Consider the following 19,242-nt stretch of genomic DNA (forward strand, 5'->3'; position numbering starts at 1 on the left):
TCTGTCTGGCGCTCGCTGCCCGCTCCAATGCCGTCGCTGTCACCGCGGACGCCGCTTGGCAGGAGATCGCTGCAGGTGCTGGCGTCGAGGTTCAGCTCATCCGCTGAAGTCTGGCGAGTAGCCAGATGCAGCGTTTACCCGACGCTAGAATAGCCGACACTTTTTACCGGCAGAGGCGGAGCTGTCTGGCCAACTCAAAGTCCGCCCCGCCGGATCGTCGAGAAAACGATCGGAACTCCGACATCGAAGTATTAGGACTTTTGTCTTATGGAGTTTGGGTGGTCGTTCGAACCGGTCGCTTCCCAAAGTACCCTGGTCGTGACACTCACTTTCCATGAGCCGTTTGCACAATCTGATTGGGACCGTCGCCCGCCGACGTTCTTCACCGGTCATCGACTACGGCGTCACGCTGCTTTTCGTCGGAGCCATGACGTTCATTCGGTTCCTGGCTCCAGCCTATGTTGCACCATTCCTATTATACATTCCGGTCCTCTTGGTCGTGACCCTCGCTTTCGGCTGGGACGCCGGGGCGCTGGCCCTGTCTTTGTCCACTCTAATCGCCGCGTGGTTCTACACGCGCGATGGGATACTCGGCGGCGTCGACGTTGCCTTGCTGTGCCAGTACGTGACGGTGGGTGCGACCATGGTTTGGATCTGCCATGCCCTGCGCCGGTCTGTGGTGAAGAACGAAGCCACGCTGGAGCGGTTGAATGCCGCGAACCACATTCTTGTCGACAGAGAGACGGCGTTGACGAGCGCCAATGCGGCAGCGGAAGCCGCCAAGGAAGCGGCGGAGCTAGCCAACACGGCAAAGAGCGATTTCCTGGCGAACATGAGCCATGAACTTCGCACCCCGCTCTCAGCCATCATCGGCTACAGCGAGATGATGGGAGAGGAGATCTCTGACGGCTGCGCGGCGTCGGACCTCGTGGATGACATCGGCAAGGTCGAGCGCAACGCCCGTCATCTACTCGGACTCATCAACGACGTGCTGGACCTGTCCAAGGTCGAGAGCGGCAAGATGGAGGTCTACGCTGAAGATTTCGCGGTGGAGGGCATGCTGCGTGACGTTGCGAGTTCTGTCGCGACGCTGGTCGGCAAGAAGGGTAACACCCTGGAGATGCAACTCGCGCCTGGGCTGGGCCGGATGCGTTCCGACCTGACCAAGACCCGGCAGGTGCTCTTCAACTTCCTGAGCAACGCGGCCAAGTTCACGGAGAAAGGGACCATCACGCTTGCCGCATCGTGCGGGACGGACGCTTCGGGTGTCGATCAGCTCTCGTTCTCGGTCTCTGATACCGGGATCGGTATGACGGCCGAGCAGGTCTCGCGCCTGTTCCAGCGTTTCGAGCAGGCTGATGCCTCCACGACCCGCAACTTCGGTGGGACCGGGCTTGGCCTTTCGCTCACGCGCGCCTTCGCCGACCTGCTCACCGGGACCATCACCGTGTCCAGCGTCCCTGGCCAGGGCAGCACCTTTACCTTCACCGTGCCGGCGACCTTCGTTCCTCCGATCGACGAGCAAGCCTCGCCCGACCCGGACGTCATCGCCGACGACGTGGTGGAAGGCGACGTCATCCTCGTCATCGACGATGATACGGACCAACTCGCCCTCACCACGAGGTTCCTGCATCGCGAGGGCTTCCGGGTCCAGACGGCCACGAACGGTCGGAGCGGGCTCGATCTCGCACGAAGGCTGCGGCCACGGGCCATCCTGTTGGACGTGATGATGCCAGGCGTGGACGGATGGTCGGTTCTGAGCCAGATCAAGGCAGATGAGACGTTGGCGCCGATCCCGGTCGTGATGGTGACGTCCATCGACCAGCGCAATCTCGCGGCGTCGCTCGGCGCTTCGGACTACATGCTGAAGCCGGTCGACTGGGCGCGGTTCGGCAAGATCGTGAACCAGTTCAGGCTGGCGGAGCCGGACCAACGGGGCACTGTGCTCCTGGTCGAGGACGAGGCCGTGACCCGCATGGCGATGCGCACAACCCTGGAGGAGGACGGCTGGACGGTCGAGGAAGCCTCGAACGGCGAAGAAGGCCTGCAGCAAGCGGCTGCTACCAAGCCGGACGTCGTGATCGTCGACCTCAACATGCCCGTCATGGACTGCTTCGGCTTCCTAGAGGGCATTCGCCCCCTGCCTGGATGCTCAGAGATCCCAGTGATTGTCCTGACGGGCCGGGAATTCACGGCGGAGGATCGAAGCAAGCTTCGCGGCGCGAGCCAAATCCTCAATCGTGGCGACTTCGCGTCGGCCAGTCTGACCGAAAGGTTGATCAGTCTCAGGACCTAAGAAGAGCCGGGACGACTTGGCGTCCGTTTTGAAGCTTCCGGCTCCACGCGCCTGAACCGCTGGATCGGAGCGGATGCGGATAGCGTCGGATGTAACGAAAACGGTCGTTTTGGCGACGCCACTCAAACGAAAGGGGATTGCCTTTTCAGCAGCCACTCGCTTCGTCAGATAATGCTCGCCGCTTTATGCAACGGTGCCCCACTCATCCTTGGCTTGAGCCGTGGTACGGTTCAGACGCACCTCGCCATTCTGGATGGTATCGATTGAGTCGACATGGATGAAGTGGTGAACGCCCTGCGCCTCCGGATCGGTCCGGGTCAGCTTGATGCGTTGGCCGTCGAGATGATCGACAGTCCCGACGTGCCCGCCGTCGGAGCCGACCACCGGCATGTATTCCTGGATGTGTGCGGTATCGACCATGGTAAGCGCCCTTACGCCGTCTTGGCCTTGGAGCCCCGCTTCGGAGCAGCCTTAGCCTCAACGTCGTCTGTATCCTCTTCGGAACCCTCGACGTTGATGCGCTCGGCGATCTCCGAGAGAAGCTGGTCGGTCTTCTTCTCCTCCTGCAGCGTCTCATCCAGCAACTTGGCGGCGTCCGCGTAACCGAGCCGGGCCGCCCAGGTTTTCAGGGTGCCGTAGCGGGCGATCTCGTAGTGCTCGACCGCCTGCGCGCAGCCGGCTAGCACCGCGTCGGCTGCCGGGCTGTCACCGAAGTCCTCTAGATCCTCCTCCATCTCGGAGGTCAGGCCCTGCATGGCTTCGCAGGTCTTGGCGCGGGCCGGCTTTCCGATGATCTCAAACACCTGTTGCAGGCGCTCGACCTGGATGGCGCTCTCTTCGGCGTGGGTCTCGAACGCCTGCATAAGCTCCTCGTGCTCGGCGGACTTCGCCGACTTCTTCAGCGCACGCACGGACTGCTTTTCAGCGTAGTAGACATCCTTGAGGGTCTCGTAGAACGCATCCTGCAAGGTCTTCTGCTTGGTAGCCATATCTTGTCATCTCACGATTGTTGAACACTGAGGCTGCGAGAGTGATCTCATCAGCGGCTATTCTCGGAAGAACGTGGCGTAGCGTCGTCGGGTCCGAATATTCTTCTGGGGGAAGCCGAATAATTTCGGGAACCCTGGTAGAGCGGCTCAGGCCGCGCGGAGTTCGCGCAGGACCTGCTGCACCAGCCGGGGCGAATAGGGTTTGTCGATAAACCGGACCTTGGCCGGCAGATCGCCGGGCTCGGGTTTCATGGCGCCCGAGCAGACGATGATGGTGATCTTCGGCCAGCGCGCGGCCACCTCGCGGGCAAGGTCGAAGCCGTTAAGGTTGCCAGGCATATTCACGTCTGTGAACAGCAGGTCGATCCCGTCCTTGTCCTCCAGGAAGCGCAGCGCAGCGTCCGCGGTGGTCACCTCCATGACCGTGTAACCGGCATCGGTCAGTGTGTCGGCGGCTTCCATTCTAAGAAGAAATTCATCCTCGGCAACCAGGGCAACAACGGGCGGCGACACGGCAGGCTGATCCATCTAAATCAAAGCCGGAAGCCCCCGAGAAGGTTTCAGCGTGGCTGGACACAAGCTCCGGTGCCGAATGCCGCGGCTACGCTGCCAGCTCGCCGCGCTGCTCCTGCATCGCGGCGAGGGTCGCCTCCAGGCGGCAGACCACGCCGGCGGGCGCATAGGTGAGCTTGACCTCGCCACCGACCTCCGCCGCAAAGCTGCGCTCGATCAGGCGTGAACCGAACCCGCGACGGGCCGGCTGACCCAGGATCGGTGGCCCGCCCCTCTCGGACCAGGTCAGGCAGAAGCGCGGGACCGTGTCGTCATGTACGACGTGCCAGCGCAGCTCGACGATGCCATTCTCGTTCGAGAGCGCGCCGTATTTGGCGGCGTTGGTCGCGAGCTCGTGCAGCGCCAAAGCCAGCGAGAGGGCGGGTTTGGCCGCCAGCAGCACATTAGGACCGCTGATCCGGATCCGGGCGGCATCCTGGCGGTGCACGCTGAGGGCGCCCTCGATCACCTCCGCGATCGGCGCGGCGGTCCAGCTGGCCTGGGTCAGGATGTCATGCGCTTTACCCAAGGCGATGATACGGGCTTGAAAGGCCTCGCGCGCCTCATGCAGCGAGGTCGCATTGCGCAGGGTCTGGTTGGCGATCGCCTGAACCATCGCGAGGGTGTTTTTGACCCGATGCTGCAGCTCGCTCGTGAGTAGCCGCTGATGCTCTTCGGCGCGCTTGCGCTCGGTGATGTCGAGCATGGCGCCGGTCATCCGCACCGCCTGGCCTTGGTCATTCCGGATGACATAGCCGCGGTCAAGAATTGCGGCGTAGGAGCCGTCGGCACGCAGGAAGCGGTACTCGTCGCTCCAGTGCTCCGTGCTGTCGTTGATCACCGCGTAGATGCTGGTTTTCACCCGCTCGCGGTCCTCCGGGTGGATGTGCGACTTCCACCATGCACCGCTCGGGCCGACCTCGTCAGCGGCATAGCCGAACAGGGTCTGCACCGCCTCGTTCCAGCGGATATGATCGCTGGCCAGGTTCCAGTCCCAGATCGCGTCGTTGGTGGCGCGTGAGGCCATCCGGTAGCGCTCTTCGGTTTCGCGCAGGTCCTGCTCGGCCTGCCGGCTCGCTGTGACGTCACGCACGGTGCCGATGAAGCGCACAGCTTTGCCCTGCGCGAAGAACGTCTGTCCCTTGGCCGCGACCCAGCGCTCGACACCGTCCTGCAGGCCGATAGTCCGGTAGACGATGTCGTAAATGCCGTCGCCGGCCGGATCGAGGACAGCCTTGACCCCCTTATCGACCCACCCCCGATCGTCCGGGTGCAGGCCGGCCAGGAACACGTCATAGGATACCGGCGCGTCCGGCGGCAGCCCGAACAGGGCACACACGCGTGCATCCCACCCAAGATCGCCGGTGACCAGGTCGTAGTCGAAGATGCCGATGCTGGTGGCCTCCACTGCGAGGCGCAGCTGGTCCTGCGCCTTCTGCAGGGCGTGTTCGGCATGCCTGCGGTCTTGGATGTCGCTGTTGCTGCCAAGCCAGCCAAGGACCTTGCCCGCCTCGTCGCGCAGGGGTTCGGCGCGGATCAGGAACCAGCGGTAGACGCCATCGATGCGCCGCAGCCGGGCTTCGGTGTCGTACAGGACCTCACGGGTGCGCGCGTCCTCCCAGACCTCCAGCAGGCCGGGCAGATCGTCCGGATGGATCACATCGCCCCAGCCCAGCGGCAGCGCCTGCTCGGGCGTCTGGCCGGTGTATTCGTACCAGCGGTCGTTCAGGTAGCTGAGGCTCCCGTCCGGGTTGCCGAACCAGATGATCGCCGGAGAGAGATCGGTCAGAGCGGCGAAGCGAGTTTCTGCCTGCTTGCGCTCGTGGATATCGAGCGAGGTGCCGATCCAGCTGCGGACCGCCCCATCGGGGTCGCGTAACGGCCTGGCCCGCGATAGGAACCAGCGGTACTGCCCATCGGCTCGACGCAGCGGGAACTCGACTTCGTAGGCGTCTCCGGTGTGGGCCGCCGTCAGCCAGGCGGTCCGGGTCGGCTCCTGGTAATCGGGATGGATCACGCCCATCCAGCTCGCCTCGCCGGTCTCACCGGGGGGCAGACCGGTGTATTCGTACCAATAGGCGTTGCAGTAGGTGACGCTGCCCGCAGCGTCACCGAACCAGACCACCTGCGGGGTGACCTCGACGAGTGAGCGGAAGCGCAGCTCGCTGTCGTGCAGGGTGGCGGCATCCTTCCGCTGCTGCGTGCGGTCGCGCAGGATTTTCAGGAACCCTTGGATCTCGCCGTTCTCAGCCTTCAGCGGCATCATCTCGCCGCTGGCCCAGAACCGCGTGCCGTTCTTACGGACATGCCAACGCTCATCCGGGGCACTGCCCCGCTCAAGCGCAGTGCCCATCTCGATCTCGGGCTGCTTGCTCGCCAGGTCTTCAGGCGTGAAGAACCAGTGAGTCAACTCCCCCAGCATCTCGTCTTCACGCCAGCCGAGGATCTGTGCGGCGCCGGTGTTCCAGCGGGTGATCCGGCCGGTGCGGTCCATCGCGATGATCGCGTAGTCCGTCGCGCTCTCCAGGATCTGACCCTGTAGCGCCCGTTCGGCCTGCTGCAGACGGGCAGCGCGCCGCAGCTCCAGCTGTGCCATGGTCTGACGCGCGAGCCGCCGCAGGCTGGCCTGCTGCTGTTCGCTCAGCTCGCGCGGCTGAGTGTCGAGCACGCAGACCGTACCGATGGGCTGGCCGTCTTCGGTCTTGAGCAAGGCACCGGCATAGAAGCGCAGACCAGGCGTGCCGGTCACCAGGGGGTTGCCCTCGAACCGCGGGTCCTTGGTGGCGTCCGGGACGTAGAGGAAGTCGCTCTGCAGGATGGCTTGGCGGCAGAACGACGTTTCGAGCGGGGTTTCCCGCACGCCGAGGCCCACCTCGGCCTTGAAGAACTGCCGCCCGTCGCCGATGAAGTTTACGACCGCGATCGGCGTGCCACAGATCTCAGCGGCCAATGCCGCGACGTCATCGAAGCCCTGCTCCGGGGGCGTGTCAAAGATCTCGTAGGTGCTGAGCGCCCGTAACCGCGCACCTTCGTCGTTCAGGTGGTCAACCTGCTTCATGACGGGGTCACGTCCGGCGGGTGAGTTCTGGTTCATGGCGTCCTGCCGCCTCAGACGGCCTGACACATGGCGGTTTTCTCGGCGGTCTGAGGCCGCAGCGACACCAAGGTGCCGCCGGCGTTGTAGACCGCGCCCAACACGGCCTCGAAGTGCCGCTTGACCGCGCCGTGGCACTCGCACGTTGCCTTTTCCATCGCCGGACGGCTCACGATGATGATGCGCCCGCGGCGGACCTGGATCAGGCCCTGCTGCTGCAGGGTCCGGAGCGCGCGGGACAGGTATGAGCGCTGCACGCCCAACAGCTCGGCCAACACCTCGTGGGTGATCGGCAGGACGTTGGTGCCGAGCCGGTCCTGCAGACTGAGGAGCCAGCGGGCGCAGCGCGCCTCGATCGTGTGGCTGGCATTGCAGGCCACCGACTGCAGCACCTGGGCGAGCAGGCAATCCGAGTAGCGGGTGATCAGGTTGCGCAGGCCCGGTGAAGTCTGCTTGATCTGCTGCAGCACCGCGGCCTCGATGCGCAGCACGGCGCCGGGGACCTGGACGACCGCGCGGCTGAACGCCGGCAGCGAACCCTGACTGACGACACCACCGATCGCGCCCTCACGGCCTACCGTGGCAGTCTCGACGGCACGTCCGTCCTGCAGCCCGATCACAAGGGCGGCCACGCATTGGCCAAGCGGGAAGGCGATGTAGCTGACGTCCTCACCGGCCTCGAACAGCGCCTCGCCGCGCGCATACTCCTTCAGCTCCAGATGCGGTTTGAGCAGGACCTGATCGGGCAGGCGCAAGGCGCTGAGAAGGAGGTTACCGCTGAACTGTGCGTCGATGTCGGGGAGCATGGGGTTAGCGGCGGTTCGGTCCTGATTGGCTTGCCCTCAATCGTTACTGCAACGCTTGGCCGCTGTCTGGTCACTAGTGCTCACATGCCCGAAAGAGTGGCGGGTTTCATCGGCTTGGCCATTCGAGACAGCTGCGCAGATTAACCTGCGCAACTTTCTGCCGCTGAAGGCTTTTTAGGGTCGTGTCCGCTTGCCGCCTTGAGCCTGCGCGTTGTGATGCCCCGCTATTTCATCGACTACGAGGATGGCCAGTTTGGTCTGCACGATGAGGAGGGGGCCTGCTACGCAGATCTGCACGCCGCGCGGGATGCGGCGATTGCGGCGCTGCCGGACATCGGGCGCGAGCCACCGCCCGCGGACGGCCGGCGTGCGTTCACAGCCTACGTGCGCGATGAGGCGGGCACGGTACGATGCACCGTGACGCTCAATCTCACCGCAGAGTGCCATCCTGAGCGCTAAGCTTTGTACTCGACATCCTCGTGCAGAATTGGTCAGGCGTCAGGATAAGCCCGCTGCAGCAGGGCAAGACTGGCCCGCTTCTTCATGCCTCGGATCCGGTACTGACGGCTGATCTGGCACATGTCCTCGGCGATCGTAGGGTCACCGTCGTGCTCGACCCAGTGCGCAGCTTCGGCCAACTCGCGGGCATAGACTTCATCCTTGATGATGCCCTCGATTGTGAGGTCCATCACATGCCTGACTTCCTCGCGCATCGGTGGCTTGGTCTCTGGGGAATACCCTTCAGGTGGTGAGGCCTGGCACGGTCGCAAGACGCGCCCAAACGCACACACTTTAGGTCCTTGGCAGTGTCATCGCTCCCGAACGAGATCGCTCAGGAGGACCTCATCCCGCGTGGCTGATGGCGCTCACCAAATCGCGCTGACGGTAGGGCTTCTGCACGAACCGCCCATGATCGGGGACCTCGTCATCGGTAAGGCCCTGACGCCCGGAGGTCAGGACCAGACGGATGCGCGGCCAGCGCTCGGCGACGCGCGTGGCAAGGGCAAGTCCATCCATGTGCCCTGGCATGTTCACGTCGGTGAACAGCACCCCGATGTCGCTGCGGCTCTCCAGGATCGGCCAGGCCTCATCGGCGGTGGCTACCTCCAGCACCGTAAACCCTTCGTCTTGCAGGATATCGCCGGCCAGCATGCGGATGAAGTCATCATCTTCAACAACCAGCACCACACGCGGGACGACTGACGGAACGGGGTTCATGGCCTTCTAACATGGGTTGTAAGGGATGGGTTTCAGCGTGGCGGCACTAGGACACGCCAAGGCATGGACGATCGCAGCGCCGGCTGCGTTCCCGCCCGCTGCCCTACGACAAGCAGAGTTCGACGAAGGCCCGCTTTGATCCGCGTTTCAATTGTAAGATTTATCTATGTTGCAATCAGAAGCTGAACTACGTTGTGCGCTTGGCTGCCGGATGGGCGCTATGGCTGACGACGTGGTGGTGGTTCTGGACCCGCGGACCGGCAAGTTGGTCCAGATCCGTGTCCCGCCGCGACCTCCCCCAAACCAATGAAACAGCGCAGGGCTCAAAATCGATACCGGTTCAAACCCTCCAAGAACGCATACCTCAGCCTCGGTTCCTGGCATGCCACAGGGCTCTGGTCATCACCACCTTGGGGAAGACAATCCTCCGAGACCTCGCCATGAGCATCGCCCTCTCTGCCATTATCGTTGCGGTAGTCGTTCAGGTTGCCGCGGCTCTTGCGGTGGCCGACGTCGTCACCGAGTCCAAAGAGACCACCGCCCAGCCCATCCCCGTTCGGGTTCGCGACTAAGTGGTTGCCTGCCGAAATCGTCAGAATTGACCCAGCACGGCTAAGGGCGGCCGATTGAACCCCCCCCTGCCATCGACCCTCTGACAACCGCCAAGGTTCATCCGTTGCATCGTTGAGGTGTTCTGGCTGCCTTCCAGAGTGCTCTCACCCGGAAGGGCCATGGGGCGCACGCGGCCGGAGGGTCCGCGACTCAAGACGCCATACGGCGGGAAATCTCGGCCGCGGACCCAAAGTGAGCCACTGTCCGCGCCGCGATCCTTGCTGTGGCTTGGGTCGGCTTCTTGCCCGGCAGTGGTAGAACGGTCTGATCGTGATCCCAGACACAGAAACGGCGGGGCTCACTCCCCGCCGCTCACAACTTGTCTACCGTTCTTCAGTACCGGTCTCGCGGGCGCGGACGGTCGTCGTCGAACTCGCGTCGGCGTTCCTCGCCTCGGATCGCATCACGCCGTTCCTCACGGAATTCTTCGCGACGCTCTTCCCGGCGGATCTCGTCCCTGTCACGCTCCCGAGGTGAGCGCGGATCGACCCGCACGCCGCCCGGTCCAATCTCGATGCCCTGCGCCAAAGCTGGTAGGCTTGGGATGGCGAACAGACCGGCTGCTATCAGCCCTACAGCGATGATGCACTTCACGTGGGTCTCCTTCAAAGCTGGGCCGGTAACGGACTGGGGGGACTAGCGTTCCGACTAGGCGTCTACCAGCCGAGCCCCAGACCCCGTGCCTGCGCATTCGGCCGCGCTTCACACAGCAGCACGATCAGAGCATCGAGAGTGTGCAAAGCATCAGAGCGTGCTTCGGACAAGACTGCACCCTCCTTGTTCAACGCGGCTGCGAGCGTTGCGGAAGCGAACAGGGCCTCAGCGAGCCCCCGTTCGATCGGCCGCAGCATGACGACGCGGCGCCAGAGGCGCAGACATGAGCCAGCCTACAACCCCCATAGAGGCCGCCGCCGATGCGCTCCTGCAGGTCATCGTGAAAGGCGATCTGGAGCGCCGTCAGGCGCCGGACCCTAAGGTGGCACAAGGCGTCTCCACGTCGTGGCACGACGCGACGACGATCCCCCATTATGGCGAACTGGACCTGCCCGGGCTCACAGTGGATCCGATCGGCACCGCATGCCGGGCGGAGCTTCGCCGGATCGGCAACGTCATCCACGCAGCCGGCGGTTCTGACGCATTGGGCACGGCGATAATCTCGGTCGCCACGTTGGATAGCAGGCAGGCGAACTGGCGCACCATCGTCCTGGAGAGCGTGTGGGCCGGGATCGGAAGGCGCGTGTCGTGATCCAGAACCTGCCAGCCTGCGACCTACTCGTCGCTCATCGCCCGCTCAGTCTCCTGCGAGCCGCGCTTCAGGCGGTCCCTCGCGGTGGTTTGGGTGCGGTCGGCTGCATCCTGTTCCTCGGACGTGGGCGGCGTCTGTGGGCGCCCATCTTCACCGAGCCCCTTTCGACCGGCGCGCTCACCGGCCTCACGTTCTTTCTTGGACGGGTTTGCACCGCCGCTTTGGTCGTAGGCCATGGGGCCTTCCTGACCCTGAACCAACTTCTTGATGAGCCGGGGTTCCTAGGCGGCAGCGACGCACCCAATGCCGATGGTTCGATCGTGATGCAGGAAGTGGCCACATGACGCCCCGGGAGCGCGCCGCCTACAACGCTGGTATCGAGACCGCTCAGCAGATGGCGCTCACCGCCGCCGTTACCATCGAGGTTTGAGACGATGTGATCCGGGTTCACCCGTGTTCCCATCTCAGAGTCAGCGCCGCGACTTGGCGCGCTTCCGGCTCCGCTTGGTCATATTGTCAGGGCCGGTGTCTGGATCTGGGGAGGCGAGCCAAGCCAGGATGCGGCCGGCGTAGGTTGTGTCCAGTTCGGCAAGCGACGGAGAGGCTGCCAGTAGAGCTTGCAACTCTCGGCGCAGACTGTCCTCATCAGGTTCAGGCATTGGCGCTCCGACAATTACGACGAACGCCACCGGTGAAGTACGGTTCAAGCTTGACCTGAAAAGTCCGCCTACCCGTGTATGACGTCCGGCACACCAGCCCGGGGCGCCACGAAGGCCACGCCCACGTCGCTCTCACGGCGCCATGCTACACGGACCGGATAGCTCTCACGATCGACACCGATGCGCAGGCTGAAGTGCTTTGGCACCCGCGTGCCGGTACCGAAGCTGAGACACGCACCGATGGTTGAAAGGTTAGCCACAAGGCAGCGAACCCCGGCAGCCGCGCCTGGGAAGGCGGCATGTCCAGGTAGGGCAATCTTGGCCCTGAGCTTTGCGCGGCGCTCTAACATTGACGTACACTGCCATAATGAAGTCATCGCTATGCCATGCGCCGATTAAGACTTCATTTCTATGGCCGGATCTGCTGATTTTAAGGGCTGGATACCTGACCAGCTGGTAAAGGCCTGCATCTTTCGTCGTCTCGGCAGCCGGATGTAAAGGCCCAGCCCCCCAGCCGCCACGCTCTAGGAAGGCCGCACAGCCCCGCCGCGAGCCGCGGTCACAGACCCCCCTGTTGGCTACAGCACTCGCGCCTGCCAGCGGCCGCGGCACAGTAATGGCGCGGCATCCCACGCGGGGTGAAGGGTGGGAAGACCAAGGACCGTACGGGTGGCGGCGGTCCGGTGCTAACCAACCATCGCTGAGGCAGAGCCGTTTACCCTCGCGGAACCGGCACGGCGCTTTCATACCATCGGCGAAATCCCGACAGGGATCCTCTAGAGGCGACCGAAACCTACCGCCCGAGCCGCTGCAGCATCTCCCGGTTGAGGCGCACTTCCTCACGCATCTCCGCGTTCGCGGCCCCCACCATGTCGCGCAGACAGACGAAGCTCGCCCGCATCTGCTGCCGGTGCGCCACGTAGGCCGCTGAACGCCGGCCATGGGTCAGAGGCGCGGCCCGCGCCCGTGCCTGCCCGTCCCGCCGTCTTCGCCCCGGTGCTGGCGCTGCCGTGCATCCTGCATCGACCGTTCGGCATGGCAGGAGACCGGCAGGAACCACCATTCCGGGTGCAGGTACCGCATCGCGGGGACGCCCAGGCCCTATAGCCATCGCATCCCGCCACCCGTGTGCATGGGGTGCTTTGTTTGTTTCGGGCATCACCCCCGGTCCCTCTTCCGACGCGGCGCACCCCCTCCCCCTACCTGCTGCTGGCCACCGATGACGGCTTGCCCGCCCTCGCCTACGTAGTTGTGCTGCACGACGACCGTCTGCCGGCCGCCCGAGCGCATCTGTTGCAGGGTCATCATGCCAGCCTGATAGCTCCCGGTCAGGCGGGTGTAGGCGCCGGCCAGCCGGTTCACCTCGACGCAGGCCGCGGATCGCTTCGTGGGGTCCAGGTACTTCTCGGCGCAATCAAGCTCCTGCCCGAGCACCTTGGCGACCCGCATCGCCATAGTGTGCGCCGTCGCCATCTGATGGGCCAGCATCCGCTCCAAGCTGTCGTTCGCCTGGATCGTATCGGCGGCATCGAGGGCGAGCCCGACGGACCCGGCTTGGCTCGCCAGTTCGAGGCGTGCGCGGCTGGCCTCGGATCCGATCCCGTCCGGGTTTGTCAGCGTGTCGACGAGCGCCGGTAGGGTGTCGCGAACGAAATCATCGTCCGGGATCAGCTCGCCGCCGACAGTCCGAACCGCAGGCGTGGTCAACGGCTTACGGACAACCTCTTCGATCCGGTCGGCCATGGGTGATGAGCGCCCTTGCTCGTCGGCGCGGATGCGAGCGACTCCGAGAAGAGCTTCACTGGATGGACGTCTATGCGCCATGTTCGCCGCTGCCTTGTCGAAGCACCATCTGATCTAGGGAATGATACAGCATCTTGGAATGTGAAGCCTACAGCATCTCTAAATCAGAGCCTGATTTCCCGGTCTACTGACGTCATAATATCTCGCTAGTGTGCGACAAACCGTGCAGGAACACGTTGACTAACACTGGAGAGTAGAACGTGGACGAAACTGTAGAAATAATCGAGCGCGCTGCAACCGACTACGTCGAGCTGACGGCGGGCCTTGTCTCGGCCTACGTGACGAACAACAACGTCCCGGTAGCTTAGCTGCCTGCGCTGATCGCCAGCACGCACGCTGCACTCGCTGGGCTCGCCCAGAGCGCTGCCACCGCCGCTCCGGCGGTTGAGAAGCTCACCCCCGCTCAGATCCGCAAGTCGATCACACCGGACGCGCTGATCTCCTTCATCGACGGCAAGCCGTACAAGACGTTGAAGCGGCATCTCACCGGTAATGGCATGACCATTGAGGAGTACCGGGAGCGCTACGGCCTGCCGCGGGACTATCCCTCAACGGCCGCCAGCTATTCGGCGATGCGCGCCGAGTTCGCCCGCAGCAACGGCTTGGGCCAGCAGCGCAGAAAGGCCGCTCCGGAGGCTGCAGAGCCCGCTGCGACCGTCCCCGAGAAGCCTAAGCGGGCTGGCAGGCCGCGGAAGGCCAGGGAAGCCGCCGAAGCGTAGCGCCGGGTGAGGATCCCTCCCTCTCGGATCCTCCTTCTGTCTCATATCGCGACGGTCGAGTGCCCTAACACTCCCGCTTGCGAGCGCGCCGGTCGCCGTATCCTCCCTGTTCGCGTGTGGCCGGCGCGTACCAGTCCCGAACGAGAGCTACAGCAAGCGGTGCCTCCGCGTGGGCCGGCTGCCATGCGGGCCCCCTGCGCTCGGTCGAGAGCCTGCTACCCCTGCGTATCGTCATCAACCCACCGTCCGGATCATCATTCTAATCGCAGGTCCAACTTGGCTTACGCTCAAGTGGCCAATGGCTCTTCAACCCGTGTGCCCATCTCCACGCCAGAGCTGAGGGGCTTTTAACCCATTGCGCTAAAACCCAAATAGGATTTTGCCCATCGGGGTTCTAGGGCTAAGGAGTCCTTGACCATTTGGGTTTCAGCACGTACGGGCACTGGGGGAGGCGCACACCAGTGGACTGGTGCAATGGCCGTCATATGAGCTGGGAATTTTAGCCAATTGCGCTAAAACCCATATGGGAACTTGCCCTTGAGGGTGCTCGGGTTAAAGTTTTGTTGACCATTTGCGCTTCAGCTCGCTCGGGCACTGGGGAAGGCGTACAGTAGGGAACTGGGGCAATGGCCGTCATATCGGTGTGTTCGACTAAGGGCGGGGTCGGGAAGACGACGCTGGTGATCTGCTTGGCTGATGCCTATGCGCGCCAAGGCGGCAGCGTAGCCATTATCGACGCCGATCCCAACGGGCATGTCTTATCCTGGCGTGAGCGGGCCGGCGCGGACTGCAACGTGGATGTGATCGCGGACGTAACCGAGAAGACGGTGCTCGACCGGATCTCCGACGCCGCCTCGCTTTATAGCCTCGTCTTTGTGGACCTTGAGGGTGCCGCCTCCCAGGCGGTCACGTACGCGATCGCGGAGAGCGACCTAGTGCTGATCCCTTCCAAGGTGTCCGGCATGGACCTGCAGGAGGTGTTCCGGACGTACGAGGTGGTCCAGCGCGCGGAGAAGATGCTCCGCCGGCCAATCCCGGCCCGGGCGGTGTTCACTCAGATGTCGCCGCTGGGCAGCCGCGTCGCGCAGCACGCTCGCACGGAGGTTCAGGCCGCCAGCATCCCGGTCTTACGAACCGAGATCATCCAGCGAGCCGCCTATCAGTCGATCCACTTCACCGGCGCCACGCCTGCCCACCCGGATGGCGACCCCAAGGCCCTTCAGGAGGTCGCCGGCGCGCTGGGCGAACTCCTCGAGGTGTTGGCAGTCCAACAGCAGGCGGCTTGCGCATGATAAAGCCTGCCTTCCAGCCCGCGCCCCGCCCGCGGCCCCGCATCACACCCGAAGACGCTCAGCAACTCGCCGTGGCCACAAGCGATCTGGGCTTCACGCGTCCATCGTCCGCGCCAGAGGCACGCGCCGAGGAGCCCTCAGTACCGCCAGTCGAAGCCGCACCGACTCCTGGCCCAACGGCCCAAGAACCCAAAGTCCCACTTGCCCAAGCCGCTCCTGCTGGCCCTGCGAAGGGCACAGCCCTCAAATTTGAGGTTCCAGATACGGTGTGGACAGCGTTGCGCCAGGAAGCGTTGAACCGCCGTGTCACGGTAAAGTACCTAGTTTTGGAGGCCCTGGCGGCGAAGGGCTACAACGTCGATTTAGCTGCGGTACCCGAGGATGGGAGACGGCTGCGATGATCGAGGCAGCGCTTGCTGCAGTCATCACCGTGCCCCTCGGTCCTGCTGCAGCTGGCGCCGTCAACGGATCGGACACGCCTCAGCAGGGCGGGGATGAGCCGTGACCACGGTGCTGTTCCTGGGATCGCTTGCTCTGATATTGTGCGCGATCGCAGCGCGTGTGCTCGCTGTGCCAACTGGCCTGACCGGCTGGCTTTGGACCGGGCTGATTGAGAGGATCAGCCTGGACCAGAGGAGTTGGAGATGAAGCGAGGACAGAAGTCGAGCGCGGAGCAGATGGTGCTGAAGCTACGCCAAATCGAGGTGCAGACCGCCCAGGGCAAGAGTTTGGCGCTGGCGTGCAAGTGACCTGACCGGCTGGTCTTGGACCGGGCTGATTGAGAGGATCAGCCTGGACCAGAGGAGTTGGGGATGAAGCGAGGACAGAGGCCGAGCGCGGAACAGGTCGTGCTGATGCTGCGCCAGATCGAGGTGCAGACGGCATAAGGCAAAAGCATCGCAGCTGCCTGCAAAGAAGCGGACGTCTCCGAGCAGAGCTACTACCGCTGGCGTAAGGAGTACGGCGGCCTGAAGGTTGATCAGGCTAAGAAGATGAAAGATCTGGAGCGCGAGAACGCTCGGCTTCGTCGGCTTGTGGCTGATCTATCGTTAGAGAAGCAGGTCCTGGCGGACGTCGCCTCGGGAAACTTATTCTCTATTCGGGGTTCATCGGTCAACGCCCTTTCGTGCGCATCCTGGTTCGACGCGTGATCGGTCCTGTGGAGCTCTTGCTTCTCTCCGAGGTCAGCGAGCGCCGCCTCATGATGGGATTAGAGGGAGTGGGCGGAGCCATCTAAGCCGCGCGCTCGGCAGAACCGACGCTCGAGTTTCCTCGGTCTCACCCGCTCCCGTCGTCCCCACAGGGACCTCCCCCACGCCGGAGGAGCTCGGTGTTACGTCACGCTGATCCGTAAGCTTCAGGCCGCCATCGCGGCTTCGGCCGACCAGCGGAAGTCCTTCTCGTCGCGCCACATGCGATGCAGCACGATCGCCAGCTTGCGAGCGACGGCAACGAGGGCCTTCTGCATGCCTCGGCGCTTGGCCACAGCCAGTCCCCAGACCTTCAGCGAGGACCATCGAACCCGAGGGCCAGTCAGCAGCACGAGCGCAGCCTCGTAGAGCGCGGCGCGCATCATCGTGTCGCCGCACTTCGAGACCCGACCGACCCGCTTCGTCTCGCCGGACTGGTAGAGCCGCGGCGTCAGACCGTAATGCGCCCCAACGCATTGCGATCGTCCGAAGCGGGCTGAGTTGTCGACGCAGGTACGGTAGGTCAACGCCACGACCGGCCCGACACCGGGCGCGGTCATCAATCGCCGGCAGACCGGGTCGGTGCGGACCTGGTCCAGCAGCATCTTGTGCAGCTTGGCGAGTTGGGTCCGCAGCGCGGAGCGCGCCTCCAACAGCGGCAGGACCACGGCCGCGACGAAAGGCAGATCGAGCACGAGGTCGCGCACGCGCCGCTCGAACCCGGCAGCCCCCACGACACCCACCTTGGCCGAAGTTGCGCAGTTGGCCGGGCAGGTCGCTCTCGATGTCGTAAGCCTTGCGCTGAAGCAGCTTGCGCGAGGTCAGGAGCAGGCGGCGTTGCTGACTGGCCGGCGTTTTGACGTGGACCGGCTTGAACAGGCCGACCCGCATCATCTGGGCTATGCCCATCGCGTCATTGCGGTCGGTCTTGTTGATGCGTGCCGAGAGGGCCGCATGCATGTGGCGGGTCTCGACGCAGATCGCCGGGAGCCCGGCTTCGACCAAGCCGGCGTAGAGCCACGGCGAGAGCGGCCCCGCCTCCAGGCCGACACGCGCGTAGTTGTGGCCCAGGTCGATCAAGTGCCGGCCGATCGCCTCGGGGTGGCTCTCAACGGTCGCGCGGTGCACGACCTTACCATGGGGATCGACGATGCAGATCGCGGTCTCCTTCACGGAGACATCGAGGCCGACGTGGTGCTGCTCGCTCATGGTGGGGCTCCGGGATTGGATCGAAGCGCCATCATGCCGCCGCTTCCGCCGCGCGAGGCACCCCGAATACCCCATCTAGCCCCCGAGCGACGCCGGCAGGCGGTCGACGGCATTCGGGAGAAGTACGGCCTCTCGGAACGTCACGCCTGCCGGATCGTCGGCCAGCACCGCGGCACGCAGCGCTACGTGCCCACCGTGCCGGCCGACGAGGATGGGCTGACCCGAGCCATCGTTGCCTTGGCCTCCGAGTATGGGCGCTATGGCTACCGACGCGTCACCGCGCTGTTGCAGACAGACGGCTGGCGGGTGGGCAAGGACCGGGTTCAGCGGATCTGGCGTCGCGAGGGGCTGAAGGTCCCCAGCCGACATAAACCCCGCAGCCGCCTATGGCCGAACGACGGCTCGTGCGTGCGGCTGCGGCCACTCCACCGCAACCACGTCTGGAGCTTCGACTTCGTGCAGGCCCAGACCCACGACGGCCGGAGCCTGCGCATCCTGACGCTGATCGATGAGCACAGCCGGGCGTGCCTCGCCTTGAAGGTGGCGCGGCGCATCAACAGCCTGGGTGTGATCGAGGCCCTAGCAGAGGTGATGTGCCTGCACGGCATCCCGGAGAACATCCGCTGCGACAACGGTCCCGAGATGATCTCGAAGGCGCTGCGCAAGTGGGTCGCCAAAACCGGCTCGCAGATCCAGTACATCGCACCCGGCTCGCCGTGGGAGAACGGGTACTGTGAGAGCTTCAACGGCAAGCTGCGCGACGAGTGCCTGAGGCAGGAGATCTTCTACTCACTCAAGGAGGCACAGATCGTGATCGGCCTCTGGCAGAACACGTACAACCGCGTCTGGCCGCATTCGTCGCTGGGCTACCGACCACCTGTGCCTGTCAGCTTCCCGGATCTGGCCTTCCGGCTACCCATGGGCGCGACCATGCAGTAGCCTCGCAACTGGCCCGGTCCAAAATACCGGTCAGGTCACTCTCGTCTTCATAGAGCCCTCGCGTAGCCCGGACGGAGGTCAATCGCCTGCGCTGTGGCTTGGGATAGGCGTACCTCGGTCAGGGTTACTTCGGCGCCTGCCCGGATTGCGTCCTTGACGATTTGCATCCCGCGTTCAGGATCCTCGGCGAGGACCGCATAGAACAGAGTGAGCAGTTGCTCCGGTGCATCCTCATCCTGACATGCGACCTTGACGATGAAGGCGGTCTGATTTGGCTCTATCATCGACGAAGCCTACACCCGACACGCTCTGCAACGAAGGCACGACTGACCGGTCAGACCGCCGAGAGGCGCTTGGTGTTGAAGGCGACGTGCTCGCGGTAGCGAGCGATGACGGTTTCAGGTGAGCCGCCGAACATCAGCGTCGTCATGGCCTCGCCAGCAGCATGCACCTTCTCGGTCACCATCGACTGCATCTCGGCCCGGCCCTCGCGGCCGCCCCAGGCGAGGCGCACTAGCCGTAGCTCGATGACCCGCTGAGCCTCGATTGCGAGCATCAGCGACGAGAAAAAGGGATTGTACACGGCATACTCCGCACCGCTGCAGATGCGGCAGAGGT

The 19,242-nt window shown here is 64.1% G+C and carries 18 protein-coding genes and 4 pseudogenes; 9 read left to right on the forward strand and 13 right to left on the reverse strand.

The annotated features are described in order from the left end of the window. The first annotated feature begins 334 nt into the window (after nucleotides 1-334). Nucleotides 335-2,296 (forward strand): response regulator, encoded by a 1,962-nt coding sequence (locus tag MKK82_RS10545; RefSeq protein ID WP_243985580.1) that lies wholly within the window; start codon nucleotides 335-337, stop codon nucleotides 2,294-2,296. Between the two features lie 183 nt (nucleotides 2,297-2,479). Here MKK82_RS10545 and MKK82_RS10550 read toward each other — a convergent pair whose 3' ends face one another. The 5 genes from MKK82_RS10550 to MKK82_RS10570 all read right to left on the reverse strand — a co-directional run bounded on the left by MKK82_RS10550 (nucleotide 2,480) and on the right by MKK82_RS10570 (nucleotide 7,737). Next, a complete protein-coding gene (locus tag MKK82_RS10550) occupies nucleotides 2,480-2,716 on the reverse strand; it encodes a DUF2171 domain-containing protein (protein ID WP_243985582.1) in 237 nt (78 codons plus the stop codon). A gap of 11 nt (nucleotides 2,717-2,727) precedes the next feature. Beyond that, entirely contained in the window at nucleotides 2,728-3,285 is a 558-nt protein-coding gene (locus MKK82_RS10555) for a ferritin-like domain-containing protein (protein ID WP_243985584.1), read from the reverse strand. A 147-nt stretch (nucleotides 3,286-3,432) separates the two neighbouring features. After that, the gene (locus tag MKK82_RS10560) at nucleotides 3,433-3,813 is read right to left on the reverse strand and encodes a response regulator (protein ID WP_279602919.1); all 381 of its coding nucleotides are present in this window, start codon (nucleotides 3,811-3,813) and stop codon (nucleotides 3,433-3,435) included. Between the two features lie 73 nt (nucleotides 3,814-3,886). Further along, the gene (locus MKK82_RS10565; protein WP_243985603.1) at nucleotides 3,887-6,895 is read right to left on the reverse strand and encodes a PAS domain-containing protein; all 3,009 of its coding nucleotides are present in this window, start codon (nucleotides 6,893-6,895) and stop codon (nucleotides 3,887-3,889) included. A gap of 50 nt (nucleotides 6,896-6,945) precedes the next feature. Beyond that, nucleotides 6,946-7,737, reverse strand: coding sequence for a Crp/Fnr family transcriptional regulator (locus MKK82_RS10570; RefSeq protein WP_243985586.1), 792 nt, complete (start codon nucleotides 7,735-7,737; stop codon nucleotides 6,946-6,948). Between the two features lie 216 nt (nucleotides 7,738-7,953). On the opposite strand from MKK82_RS10570, the gene MKK82_RS10575 reads away from it, so the two are divergent. Then, nucleotides 7,954-8,196 carry a DUF6894 family protein gene (locus MKK82_RS10575; protein ID WP_243985588.1) on the forward strand — a complete coding sequence of 81 codons (243 nt, stop codon included), beginning with the start codon at nucleotides 7,954-7,956 and terminating at the stop codon, nucleotides 8,194-8,196. Between the two features lie 32 nt (nucleotides 8,197-8,228). Here the strand turns inward: MKK82_RS10575 and MKK82_RS10580 are convergent, their stop codons facing one another. Further along, nucleotides 8,229-8,450 carry a hypothetical protein gene (locus tag MKK82_RS10580; RefSeq protein ID WP_243985590.1) on the reverse strand — a complete coding sequence of 74 codons (222 nt, stop codon included), beginning with the start codon at nucleotides 8,448-8,450 and terminating at the stop codon, nucleotides 8,229-8,231. Nucleotides 8,451-8,580: 130 nt separating this feature from the next. Continuing rightward, on the reverse strand, nucleotides 8,581-8,955 hold the full coding sequence (locus tag MKK82_RS10585) for a response regulator (RefSeq protein ID WP_243985591.1): 375 nt from the start codon (nucleotides 8,953-8,955) through the stop codon (nucleotides 8,581-8,583). Nucleotides 8,956-9,395: 440 nt separating this feature from the next. Here MKK82_RS10585 and MKK82_RS33885 point away from each other — a divergent pair, with 440 nt between their 5' ends. Next, nucleotides 9,396-9,527 (forward strand): hypothetical protein, encoded by a 132-nt coding sequence (locus MKK82_RS33885; protein WP_279602920.1) that lies wholly within the window; start codon nucleotides 9,396-9,398, stop codon nucleotides 9,525-9,527. 373 nt (nucleotides 9,528-9,900) lie between these two features. Here MKK82_RS33885 and MKK82_RS10590 read toward each other — a convergent pair whose 3' ends face one another. Continuing rightward, nucleotides 9,901-10,161 (reverse strand): hypothetical protein, encoded by a 261-nt coding sequence (locus MKK82_RS10590; RefSeq protein ID WP_243985593.1) that lies wholly within the window; start codon nucleotides 10,159-10,161, stop codon nucleotides 9,901-9,903. Between the two features lie 283 nt (nucleotides 10,162-10,444). On the opposite strand from MKK82_RS10590, the gene MKK82_RS10595 reads away from it, so the two are divergent. Both MKK82_RS10595 and MKK82_RS10600 read left to right on the forward strand, forming a co-directional pair. Further along, on the forward strand, nucleotides 10,445-10,813 hold the full coding sequence (locus tag MKK82_RS10595; RefSeq protein WP_243985595.1) for a hypothetical protein: 369 nt from the start codon (nucleotides 10,445-10,447) through the stop codon (nucleotides 10,811-10,813). Next, complete coding sequence (locus tag MKK82_RS10600) at nucleotides 10,810-11,157, forward strand: hypothetical protein (RefSeq protein ID WP_243985596.1); 348 nt, start codon at nucleotides 10,810-10,812, stop codon at nucleotides 11,155-11,157. The genes MKK82_RS10595 and MKK82_RS10600 overlap by 4 nt, the downstream gene beginning before the upstream one ends. Before the next feature lie 1,154 nt (nucleotides 11,158-12,311). Here the strand turns inward: MKK82_RS10600 and MKK82_RS34385 are convergent. Together MKK82_RS34385 and MKK82_RS10605 are read right to left on the reverse strand one after the other, a co-directional pair. Continuing rightward, entirely contained in the window at nucleotides 12,312-12,662 is a 351-nt protein-coding gene (locus MKK82_RS34385) for an HGGxSTG domain-containing protein (protein WP_409566787.1), read from the reverse strand. After that, the gene (locus tag MKK82_RS10605; RefSeq protein WP_243985597.1) at nucleotides 12,631-13,215 is read right to left on the reverse strand and encodes a hypothetical protein; all 585 of its coding nucleotides are present in this window, start codon (nucleotides 13,213-13,215) and stop codon (nucleotides 12,631-12,633) included. Before MKK82_RS10605 ends, MKK82_RS34385 begins: the two co-directional genes overlap by 32 nt. 260 nt (nucleotides 13,216-13,475) lie before the next feature. On the opposite strand from MKK82_RS10605, the pseudogene MKK82_RS10610 reads away from it, so the two are divergent. From MKK82_RS10610 to MKK82_RS10620, 3 genes and pseudogenes are all read left to right on the forward strand, one after another. Next, nucleotides 13,476-13,994: pseudogene (locus MKK82_RS10610) on the forward strand (MucR family transcriptional regulator). A 626-nt stretch (nucleotides 13,995-14,620) separates the two neighbouring features. Then, a complete protein-coding gene (locus MKK82_RS10615) occupies nucleotides 14,621-15,286 on the forward strand; it encodes a ParA family protein (protein WP_243985598.1) in 666 nt (221 codons plus the stop codon). 812 nt (nucleotides 15,287-16,098) lie between these two features. After that, nucleotides 16,099-16,377: pseudogene (locus tag MKK82_RS10620) on the forward strand (transposase); the annotation flags it as partial. Between the two features lie 266 nt (nucleotides 16,378-16,643). On the opposite strand, the pseudogene MKK82_RS10625 reads toward MKK82_RS10620, so the two are convergent. Then, nucleotides 16,644-17,685 (reverse strand): annotated as a pseudogene (locus tag MKK82_RS10625) (IS110 family transposase). A gap of 75 nt (nucleotides 17,686-17,760) precedes the next feature. Between MKK82_RS10625 and MKK82_RS10630 the strand changes: the two are divergent. Next, a pseudogene (locus MKK82_RS10630) lies at nucleotides 17,761-18,624 on the forward strand (IS3 family transposase); the annotation flags it as partial. Between the two features lie 47 nt (nucleotides 18,625-18,671). Here the strand turns inward: MKK82_RS10630 and MKK82_RS10635 are convergent. Continuing rightward, nucleotides 18,672-18,908 (reverse strand): hypothetical protein, encoded by a 237-nt coding sequence (locus MKK82_RS10635; protein WP_243985599.1) that lies wholly within the window; start codon nucleotides 18,906-18,908, stop codon nucleotides 18,672-18,674. 50 nt (nucleotides 18,909-18,958) lie between these two features. Next, entirely contained in the window at nucleotides 18,959-19,207 is a 249-nt protein-coding gene (locus MKK82_RS10640) for a hypothetical protein (RefSeq protein ID WP_243985604.1), read from the reverse strand. Between the last annotated feature and the right edge of the window lie 35 nt (nucleotides 19,208-19,242).

It is taken from the genome of Methylobacterium sp. E-046, assembly GCF_022829625.1.
Lineage (GTDB): Bacteria > Pseudomonadota > Alphaproteobacteria > Rhizobiales > Beijerinckiaceae > Methylobacterium > Methylobacterium longum.